This is a genomic window from Marinobacter sp. tcs-11 (assembly GCF_002049515.1).
Taxonomy (GTDB): domain Bacteria; phylum Pseudomonadota; class Gammaproteobacteria; order Pseudomonadales; family Oleiphilaceae; genus Marinobacter; species Marinobacter nauticus.
Genome location: NZ_LLYU01000036.1, coordinates 1 through 9,581, shown reverse-complemented (window position 1 = coordinate 9,581; position 9,581 = coordinate 1). Strand labels below are relative to the sequence as shown.

The following is a 9,581-nucleotide window of genomic DNA, read 5'->3' as shown; positions in this document are numbered from 1 at the left end:
CAAAAAGCCAAAGGGATTAGCTTCTGAACCAATCGACCTCTTGAGGCTCTACCCCGTCACTGCGGACACTACGAAAAGATAGGCAGATTTATCGAACCGAGGTGCGCGAACGTTCGCTTTTGTTTATTAACGAACCATCGGCAAGTCATCCCAACGAGTCGTATACGCCGGCGACAGATGCCCCCGTCGCATCGCATAGGCAGCAGGCCCGGCCTCCCTGGCCATGTAGACCGGAGCCTTGGCCTTTCGGTTAATGGCATCCATAACGGCCATCAGGCGTTCCGATCTGCCGTTGTCTGGTGCCTGCCCGGCAGCGGCTTGAAAGAGATCCTCTTGAACACCCGCTTCTTCCACCAACTCACACAGCATGACACCGGCCTTGGCGTAATCAAATCCTTCGCGATACATCGGTCGCAGCAGATTCAGGGCCTGCTGCACAATAACCCGGCAGTCCTGGCTGGGCTGGATGAGCTTCACACTGGCACTGCGTGAATACTGCGGTGTTGTGGCTTTGAACGGGTTGGTTCGGATGAACACCATCAGCTCCCCGGCATACTGCTGACCTCCCCGAAGTTTCTCGGTCGCACGGGTCGCAAAGTGCGCAACGGCTTCCTCCAGGTCGCTCAGTTTCTGAAGGGGCTGACCAAACGATCGGGAACACATGATTTGCTTCTTTGGGGCCGGCACATCCTCCCACGTCACACAAGGCACGCCATTGAGCTCCCGGGCCGTGCGTTCCAACACGACAGAGAACTGCTTTCTGAGAGTCGCTAGATGGGTGTCCGCTAACTGTAACGCCGTGACAATGCCCATGGCCTGAAGCCTGGCACTGAGTTTTCGCCCAACACCCCAAACTTCCTCAACCGGCACCCGAGCCATCAGTCGCTGTTGCCGGGCGGGGTCTGTGAGGTCTACCACGCCTCCCGTCGCCGGATACTTCTTCGCGGCAAAGTTAGCCAGCTTGGCCAGTGTTCGCGTGGGGGCAATGCCCACACAGACGGGCAAGCCGACGTTCTGATACACGGTGTTCTTGACCTCTCGACCAAAATCCTCGAAGGATACCACCCGGTCAATGCCGGTGAGGTCCAGAAAGGCTTCATCAATGGAATAGACATCCACCCGTGGTGCCAAGGCTTCGAGTGTGTTCATAACCCGTCGGCTCATGTCGCCATAGAGGGTGTAGTTGGAGGAGAACACCTGGATGCCATACCGGTTAATTTCCGTTTTGACGTGATGAACCGGCACGCCCATCTTGATCCCCAGTGCCTTGGCTTCTTTCGAGCGGGCGACCACGCAGCCGTCGTTGTTGGATAGCACGACCACCGGCGTATTGCGCAGATCCGGACGGAACAGCTTCTCGCAGGAGGCGTAGAAATTATTGCAGTCCACCAGCGCGAAGACGGCCTGATCCCGGTCAACCGATGCCATCCCTACCCTCCCCGCTTCATTGACCGGATGACGTTGGTCACTACCCCAAACACTTCCATCACCATGTCACCCTCGACCGTGATGGGCTGGTAGGCGGGATTCCGAGGAAGGAGGCGCGCGGGTGGCGGCGTCAGATGCAATTGCTTCACCGTCATCTCGGTTTCCAGGCTGGCGATGATGATGTCTCCATGTCCGGCCCTCAGTGACCGGTCCACCACCAGAACATCGCCGGGATAGATGCCCGCCTCAGTCATGGACTCACCCTGAACCCTAACGAAGAAGGTGGCAGCAGGGTGCTGAATACACAGCTCGTTCAGATCAATGGTCTTCTCAATGTAGTCTTCTGCCGGCGATGGGAAGCCAGCCGAGACCCTCTCCAGAAACATCGGGATGTTCAGGCGTGAGACGGATTCGTAGTCACCAAGCAGAATACAGGACATGCTTTACACCGAATACTGGTTGAATATACAGCATTTTGGCGAGACAATATCAGCAGGTCAACCCATCATTGGGCACCATGCCCTATACTCAGAAGAGTGCAGCTGCCAGGAAGGCGGGAGGAGTCTGTATGAAAAGCGTAATACTGATGTTTATTGGCGGCTTGGTGGGCGGCCTGATCGGGCCGGTGACTGCGCTGGTGGGTGTGGCAGCCGGCTATGTGATTGGTCGCGCCCTGACGCAGTCGGTTGCCCCGAAACCCTCAGAAGAACGCTCTGCCTGCCGCTAACCCTAATCTTCTGGGCACCCTTCTTTTAATCAATCTACTACACCAGATCCGCCACCGGTGCCTCTACCCCCGCAGCCCGCATCCCCCTGCTCCACGCTACCCGTGAGTCGGCTTATCCATCCCGAGAAGGCGCCCCGAGAGACACCGTCTCGCGGGTGCCAGGTAATATAAGGCAAACCAAGGAAAGCAAAGGAAAAGAAAGGTGCCTTGGTTGCCGGCCATCTCAATGGTTTCGGGCATGGTTTCTTTCAGGATTCCATGGCAGATCTGGTTTAGTAAACATCACCTTTTGCGATCAGGGCTTGCGAGGATTCAGACGCAATAAGGAGGCTCCAGCCGAGCCTGGCTACCCCCCTTGCTAATTTGGGGAGGTCGATATACTGGACGAGTGTTAGTCAAAAAAAGCCAGGTATTGCCATGCCAAGACAAACCGACTGCAAAGCGCTGCCCCACGATCTTATATTCAATCTTTCGGATACCTTCCAGAAGATGTCAGAGCTGGGATTTACGGTTGCATCTGCCCTCGAGTCCGATCATATAGCCGGTTACCCGGTGTATGTACCCACCCACGGAAACAACGATACGGAGCACACCTCCCACGAGGCCCGACGGGTGGCCATTCGTTCAATGACGCATTTGACCATTCAGCCCAGCTCTCACCGGACCCTGGACGCCGGCATAGTTTGTAGTTCCCCGGACACAGTTATTGCGGTAAGCGCCTATAACGCCGCTAAAGATGCCTTCAAGCAGGCCGTCTTGGACATCCGACGGTTCCAGAAAAGTAGTTCGACATCCGCCAGCCGGATTTCTCGACTGATCGAGAACGAAATACGGGATAAGGGTTATCGAAGCGAAAAACTTCGCCGGGCGATGAACGCCGTGCGTATCGCTGACCTCGACCTCAAGCGCTGTTACACCCGCATACGCATCATGCCACCGAATCTCGAGGTCTTTAGCTGGACCTGGACGACTAAGCACGCGCGGATCATCAAGTTGAATCACGAAGAGGCCTTGGTTATGGCATCAGAATGGCCTGACCAGCGCATCGCAGCCATCGCTGTTGATTTGATTGCCCAACGCTGCGATCCCGGCGCGCCGTTGGCCAGAAAAATCCCTTTACCAAATCAGCTCCGGGCCAACTTCGCTTACCGAAAAGACGGGGAGATTATCCGGGCGTCAGCACCTATCTCTGGTGTCGTGGTTGCACAGCAGAAAGACATGCCCAGAAAACTCTGGCGTCCAGATCCCGGCGCTTCCAAAAGTCAGCCACCACGGCTCGCCAGACAGTCCAGCCTGGAGGCAAAGCCAATTGTGGATGCACTAAGGCTGTACCGTTATGTTCGCTGACCCACCCCCGCCCCTTGGTACGCAGGAAAAGGCTAGGTGCTATGGCGCTCGGGCGGCTTTGACTGTCGAGGCCGCACCCCTGATGCAAAGAGGGGCGCCGATAGGTTGGACTGTAAATCTTGATGTGGCTCCACGAAACGGGGATTCGATCGAGTGGTGCCGCAAGATCACCTTGCAGCTCAGTGAAACCGAACTACCCATTCTGGCGGCGGTGTGTCTTGGCTATCTACCCTTTGCCGATTTCAAGAGGCCTCAAAAAGGCATTCATATCGAACGACAGCCCGGCAAACTTTTTCTTTCCGCGACTCAGGGACGGGGTACCGGATACTCGCTACCAATTCCTACTGGCCAGACTTTTTTGATCGGCACTCTGGTTCTGAAGCAACTCAGTAAACACACGAAATTGAACGACGGATCTCTGCTTTTGGCATCGCTACGTGGCGCTGCTGCGCTGTGCACCGGAAATAAATAGAGCAAATTTCCGGGCCCGCATTTGGACTGTGCTGAATATTTTTTGCTAACCAGACGATCCAGTGGAATTCAAGGAAAAACCATTGATATTACGCTCGATCGACGCGGTATTAGGTCGTGACTGTCAACGATTTAGTCGATTTAACGACCAAATCCGCCTGATTTTCTTCTTATTATGAGTGAGGTACGAATCACAACTGAAAGCGGAAGAAAAAATGCAAAATTTAATAGAAAAAATCCAACTCCAAAACCATCTCGGCTATCTGAGCGGTTTTTGTCAAATTAGGCAAGAGAGGGTATTCCTGACTCGTAGTGAAGACACTCTTGCGCTCTCATGCGATTTTTCAGCCAGCGCGGGGTATGAAGTTAGCGACCTTACATGCGTCTTTGACTGCGATCTTCGGGTCACATCCTTTCCTGAAATCGAATGTGAAGAGCTAATAGTCCTACTGGACGCGGCCGTCACTGAGGCGGATGTAGAAGCAGTTCACATGCAGATCCGGCCACACATTGATCGGTATAAAAAAATCTTTGATTATTACCATGCTGACGAAAGCGACATGGATTTCAATGAACTACGTGAAAAATTCGCCGAATTAAGGAGTGCAGTAGACGATTGTCTCTGCAACCAAAAGTTGGATCTTCAGACCATTCGGGAGATCGGTTCGACTAGCAAAAGTGCGTTTTACTTTTCCATCGCCCCAGACCATCTGGTCACACCAGACATGACTAACGAGGAGATTCTAGAAGCCGCTACTCGAGCCGCTTTTGTTGAAGGAAATCCGTTCCATCCTGACGAGATAGCGGATGCGCTGACCGCCTACCGAGACAACCCGTGGCTCAAATGGAAGGCTGGGCTGTCTGCAAACCGGCAAACACGCGAGAGTCGATAGAACCACGGGCTCAGGGAATATCGTCTTCACTGGACGTGAGCAGGAATCAGGGAATGTTGGAGACCGCAATCCCCCAGAACGCTGGTTGTGCAACACCTCTCCGCTACATACAGAAACGATCGTTCCCTCTGTTCATCACCGAACACATTTCATTTGGCTCTAGATTCCTCCACCAACCTTCTGACGCACTTTCACTGTACTTATCAAATGTCACGCTCTCGACCTCACGCTCTCCCCAGGCGGCCAGACGCTGTGAGAGCCCAATTTTGGAGCCCACCAACAGAGCAGCAAACGCCAACCAGGACCAAATCATCCCCATCGACCAAGCTTCCCACGCAGCCATCAGTGCGCCCTCAGAGTTCGCTTCAACGCCTACTGCGACAGCTACGATCATTGCACAGACGCAGACTACCTTTCCCCTGCCTACGTGATCCCCAAGCGCTCCGTTTGGATCTACGATCCTTCCAAAACACCACAGTCCTGCGATGGAAACGGCTCCGATGACCACGCCACCAATTACCCAATCAACACCCACCTGGGCCTCAGCAATCACCCCGATGGCCGCCACCATAAGCACCACAACTGCGACCAAGCCTTTACGCGCCACACCACCGCTGTGCGCTACCAAGGCCACCGCAATACACCCAGCTACGACAGCAACTCCCGGGTTCAGACCTAGTCCTAAAATTGCCAGGCCAGCTCCAGCCATCGCCAGCGGCGAACGAGGGGACCAGACGAAACGAGCGAACCCACCAGCGACGCTGTGACGCACCACTCTCGGCGCCATCACCAAGCCCACCATTGCAGCAAATCCCCAAAAAATTGTTTCCATGACCTTCCTCTCTTCTGAATAACTCCAGTATAACGCCCTCTCAGAAAACGCAACCCCCTACTCGTGGCTGATATTCCAGGCGAAAAAAAGAGCCTTTTGGGCTCTCTTTTCTGAATTTGGTCGGGTTGTGCCCGGCATTACACTCCTCAGGCTGCCTATCAGCACAGACACAAGACTGCCCCAAATAGCTCCCATTGAGGGCGCTGGTGATGTCAGCGGCAATCCGATTTGGGCTTCTTGCCAATCGAGGTATTCTGAATTCCAACCAACAACCTCATGTCGTCAAAAAAGACTGCGCGACGCGGCCCAGGAAAGGGGTACCGCATACTCGCTGCCGATTCCGATTGGCCAGACTTTTTTGATCGGCGCTCTGGTGCTATAGCAGCTCAGTGAACATACAAAATTCGACGATGGATACATGTTGCTGGCGTTGCTGCGTGACTCTGCGGCGTTGGACTCTGTGAAAACTTAGAACCAATCTTCGGCCGCGCATTTCGAACGCACCGCGGGCTTGGGTGTTTTGCCAGCTGGAGTAAACTGAAAAAGTCGAGGAAAAATGTGCTCACTTTACGCGAGATCGACAAGATGTTGGGTCGTGACAGTGAACGATTTAGTCAATTTAGCGACCAAAACCGCATGAATTTACTCGTACGATGAACCCTCAAATCCAATAGCTTAAGGCATGCAAAATATGAAGGACTTGTTGAAAGCAATCAGCTTTGAGGACCATGGTGACTATGTGAGCGGAATCTGCCCACTTCGGAAAGAAAGGGCCTACCTCACCCGCAGCGGCAACAGTCTTGCGCTCCAGTGTGATTTTAACCGCGACGCCGGGGATGAGATTACCGGCCTAACATGCATCCATGAGTGCGACATGAAGTCGAGGTCATGGCCTGAATTCCACTGTGAGGAGTTCATAGTCCCGCTAGGCGAGGCCGTAACGGAGTCCGATTTAAAGACAGTTCACATGCGAATCCGCCCACATATCGATGAGTACAAAAAAATCTTCGATTCCTACCAGTCGGACGATAGCAATATGGAGCTCGATGAATTACGCGAAAGCTTCGCCGATTTGCGGTCTGAAGTGGACGACTGTTTGAGCCACATCGCTTTGGACCTTCAGAGCATGCGAAGGCCCGGAGAGACTGCAGAAGGTGCCTTTTACGATTCCGGCCTGCTTGAATACCTCGTCACACCAGATTTGACGAATGCCGAAATCAAGGAAATTGCTATCCAATCCGCTTTCTTGGATCAATACCCTTTCCATCCTGACGAGATAGCAGAAGCGCTTACGAAGTACCGAGACAACCTGCTGGCTGAAATGGAGGATTAGTCGTCCTCCAGAACATCAGACCCTTGGCCCGTCACTTGCCAGCGAGGGGCCAAGGAGCAACCTAACTTATTCGAGGGCTAACACTCGAAATCGATAGAGGCTCGAAATCCATGAGAACTACAATTTTGATAATCGCCGGCGCCGTGTTCGGGGGACTGGAAAGCCCATTTTTTGCCGTTATCGGGGCCACATTGGGGTTTCTCATCGCCCGGTCCACGCGTTCGCCGGTTCTCCCGAGCGATCGGAGCTACTCCCGAACCTCATCCTCCGCGCACTTCCTAGATCCACTCCATACTCAGGTTTTTTGTGATGACGATGACTGGCAGCTGGATTCCTCGTATGACAGGCCAAAGGCCCCACAGCAGTTTGATACTGACTTGCGTTCACCATTTTCTAACGATTCAGGCCTCCTGACCGACAGAGTTTCTGACCTGGCCGTTTTTGACGACATGGGATCATCCATCAACCCTGCCACCGGGCTTCCGATGATGGGCGACATGGAAGCAGGGTTTGATGTCGGCGGCAACCTGTACGGAATGGGGACAGATGACGCGTTCAACTCGTCGTCATTTGATGATGATCCCATGCGATGACACAAAATCCACGGACCGAAGGACATAGAAAGCCGAATGTCGCCGAAAAAGACAGCGCGACGCCCGCAGAGACTTCCAATTCTCGATAATCTAACACTAGCCGGCCAATCAATAGCTGAGTGATAGGCCAAATGATTAAACAGCGAATCCCAAGCTGGAGGTCCTGCCATGCGACTCGTATCCATCCCGACGTTCATCGAGATCGTCTACGGTGAGGACGATCATCCACCCTCAGTCTCAACGATCCGACGGCGCTGCCCAACAATCCCCGGCGCTTTTCGGGATGGCAAACGCTGGCGAATCGACATCGACATATTCTTCGCCGTCATGCGCAGCCGTGCTTTGGGCGGCATCAACGACGAAAACGATGACGAAGACTTAGCAGTCGTCATGAAGATCGTGAAGAAGACCGGATAATTATGGCGCGCCGTCGAACCCTCAAACACCGATCCCTGGCGCAGTATCCTGGGCTATACATTCGAGAAGATAATGGCGTTTATTATGTGCGTCATCCGATCACACGGATTCAGGCGAGTCTGGAAACAACGAATCGTAGTCTGGCTATTCGCCGGTGGGCAATGCTCCAGCAGATTTGGGAACAAGACCGAAACCAATACGACGTGAACGAGGTAGCAATAAAACTCTCAACAACCTCCCAGGTAGAAGCTGATCCGGAAATCACCCTCGCCAACTATCTGCGTAGATGGCGGACCGAGGTCCTCGGACACGGGTACAAGGACGGTAAGATGGTCTGGGGCGACTGTCACGTACTCAGTCAGAGGGGGCGAAATCGTGGCAAACCAATCGCCTTGGCGTCACGCAGGGACTACGCAAGCGATGCCCAACAACTTGAAGCGAGCGAAGAGTCGGATTTCTTCCTCTCCGACCCGCAGATTCTCCGGCGTATACGGCGACTGCTGTCTCCCTGGCTTACCAAACCAACACATTATAACGGTCTTCGTAACACCCTCAGCCGGGTTTTAATGCATGCCGTCCAAGACGGCGTGATTGATCGGAACCCCATACGGGACATTGAGAAAATCAGTGAACCAAAACGAGAAGTGCTCATCCCCGATGATGCATATATCAAAATAACTGAACAGCTTTGCATCCATCGACTGAATAAGCGGATTAAAGATGGTACCTGGCGGGCCAAGATTTGCGACCTGATCTATATGATGTCGCAACAGCCGATTGACGTTTTCGGTTTAAAGGAAGAACAAATAAGAGATGACGAGGGCGAATATGGCGAAATTCATTTTGCCCGCCATAAAACCGGTGTCCCGATTGTACTTGAGATGAACGAAGAGCTGAGGGACTTGATCGAGTGGTTCCGGAATTGGAAGCGTGACCAGGAAATCATCTCACCATATTTAATGGTCTACCCACGTTATTTCGGAATGCGGAGCCGAACCAAACCAGTGCGTCACAAATTTATGCAGATCAGCTGGGCAGAGGCCTGTGAGGCAGCCGGATTTAAGGGCCAGTATCAGCTACGGGATCTCCGGAAAAAGGGTCTTACCGACGAGTTCCTATCCCAAGGTGAAAACAATAAAGGCGGGCACGAATCGCCGCAAATGAGGAAACACTACCGGTTGATCAGGCCACCTGAGCGGTCAAAATCGACACTGAAATCACTGAGAGACACGGACAAACTATAAAATGTTTGTCGCGAAATTGTCGCGGAATTGTCGCGACCAATACGCCAGCCAATCCTTGAATATTATAAGACACTGAATTAAAAGAAGAAAAATGGAGGCGCGGGTCGGAATCGAACCGGCGTACACGGAGTTGCAGTCCGCTGCATAACCACTCTGCCACCGCGCCGGGGAAGCCTGGATTCTGGCTTTTGCTCTCAGGAGGCATTGAGAGACTTGGAGAAATTGGAGCGGGAAACGAGATTCGAACTCGCGACCCCAACCTTGGCAAGGTTGTGCTCTACCAACTGAGCTATTCC

The 9,581-nt window shown here is 53.3% G+C and carries 11 protein-coding genes and 1 tRNA gene; 8 read left to right on the top strand and 4 right to left on the bottom strand.

Annotated elements, in window-relative coordinates; all coding sequences use genetic code 11:
- Positions 1-126 precede the first annotated feature (126 nt).
- Together umuC and umuD are read right to left on the bottom strand one after the other, a co-directional pair.
- The gene (gene umuC, locus ARC85_RS19240) at positions 127-1,428 is read right to left on the bottom strand and encodes a translesion error-prone DNA polymerase V subunit UmuC (RefSeq protein ID WP_286715924.1); all 1,302 of its coding nucleotides are present in this window, start codon (positions 1,426-1,428) and stop codon (positions 127-129) included.
- Between the two features lie 2 nt (positions 1,429-1,430).
- Positions 1,431-1,868, bottom strand: coding sequence for a translesion error-prone DNA polymerase V autoproteolytic subunit (umuD, locus tag ARC85_RS19235; RefSeq protein WP_286715923.1), 438 nt, complete (start codon positions 1,866-1,868; stop codon positions 1,431-1,433).
- 128 nt (positions 1,869-1,996) lie between these two features.
- On the opposite strand from umuD, the gene ARC85_RS19230 reads away from it, so the two are divergent.
- From ARC85_RS19230 to ARC85_RS19215, 4 genes are all read left to right on the top strand, one after another.
- Entirely contained in the window at positions 1,997-2,155 is a 159-nt protein-coding gene (locus ARC85_RS19230) for a hypothetical protein (RefSeq protein ID WP_286715921.1), read from the top strand.
- Positions 2,156-2,572: 417 nt separating this feature from the next.
- Positions 2,573-3,502, top strand: a complete 930-nt coding sequence (locus ARC85_RS19225; protein ID WP_286715920.1) for a hypothetical protein — start codon at positions 2,573-2,575, stop codon at positions 3,500-3,502.
- Positions 3,503-3,584: 82 nt separating this feature from the next.
- Positions 3,585-3,974: a hypothetical protein gene (locus ARC85_RS19220; protein ID WP_286715918.1), complete on the top strand. Its 390-nt coding sequence runs from the start codon at positions 3,585-3,587 to the stop codon at positions 3,972-3,974.
- Positions 3,975-4,188: 214 nt separating this feature from the next.
- Positions 4,189-4,866, top strand: coding sequence for a hypothetical protein (locus ARC85_RS19215; RefSeq protein WP_286715915.1), 678 nt, complete (start codon positions 4,189-4,191; stop codon positions 4,864-4,866).
- A gap of 103 nt (positions 4,867-4,969) precedes the next feature.
- Here the strand turns inward: ARC85_RS19215 and ARC85_RS19210 are convergent, their stop codons facing one another.
- Complete coding sequence (locus ARC85_RS19210; RefSeq protein WP_286715912.1) at positions 4,970-5,698, bottom strand: hypothetical protein; 729 nt, start codon at positions 5,696-5,698, stop codon at positions 4,970-4,972.
- 691 nt (positions 5,699-6,389) lie between these two features.
- Between ARC85_RS19210 and ARC85_RS19205 the strand changes: the two genes are divergently transcribed.
- The 4 genes from ARC85_RS19205 to ARC85_RS19190 all read left to right on the top strand — a co-directional run bounded on the left by ARC85_RS19205 (position 6,390) and on the right by ARC85_RS19190 (position 9,285).
- On the top strand, positions 6,390-7,031 hold the full coding sequence (locus ARC85_RS19205; protein WP_286715909.1) for a hypothetical protein: 642 nt from the start codon (positions 6,390-6,392) through the stop codon (positions 7,029-7,031).
- A gap of 110 nt (positions 7,032-7,141) precedes the next feature.
- On the top strand, positions 7,142-7,624 hold the full coding sequence (locus ARC85_RS19200) for a hypothetical protein (RefSeq protein ID WP_286715907.1): 483 nt from the start codon (positions 7,142-7,144) through the stop codon (positions 7,622-7,624).
- Between the two features lie 168 nt (positions 7,625-7,792).
- A complete protein-coding gene (locus ARC85_RS19195; RefSeq protein ID WP_286715904.1) occupies positions 7,793-8,041 on the top strand; it encodes a hypothetical protein in 249 nt (82 codons plus the stop codon).
- A 2-nt stretch (positions 8,042-8,043) separates the two neighbouring features.
- Entirely contained in the window at positions 8,044-9,285 is a 1,242-nt protein-coding gene (locus ARC85_RS19190) for a site-specific integrase (RefSeq protein ID WP_286715902.1), read from the top strand.
- Between the two features lie 92 nt (positions 9,286-9,377).
- On the opposite strand, the gene ARC85_RS19185 is transcribed toward ARC85_RS19190, so the two are convergent.
- Positions 9,378-9,451 (bottom strand) — tRNA-Cys (locus ARC85_RS19185).
- Between the last annotated feature and the right edge of the window lie 130 nt (positions 9,452-9,581).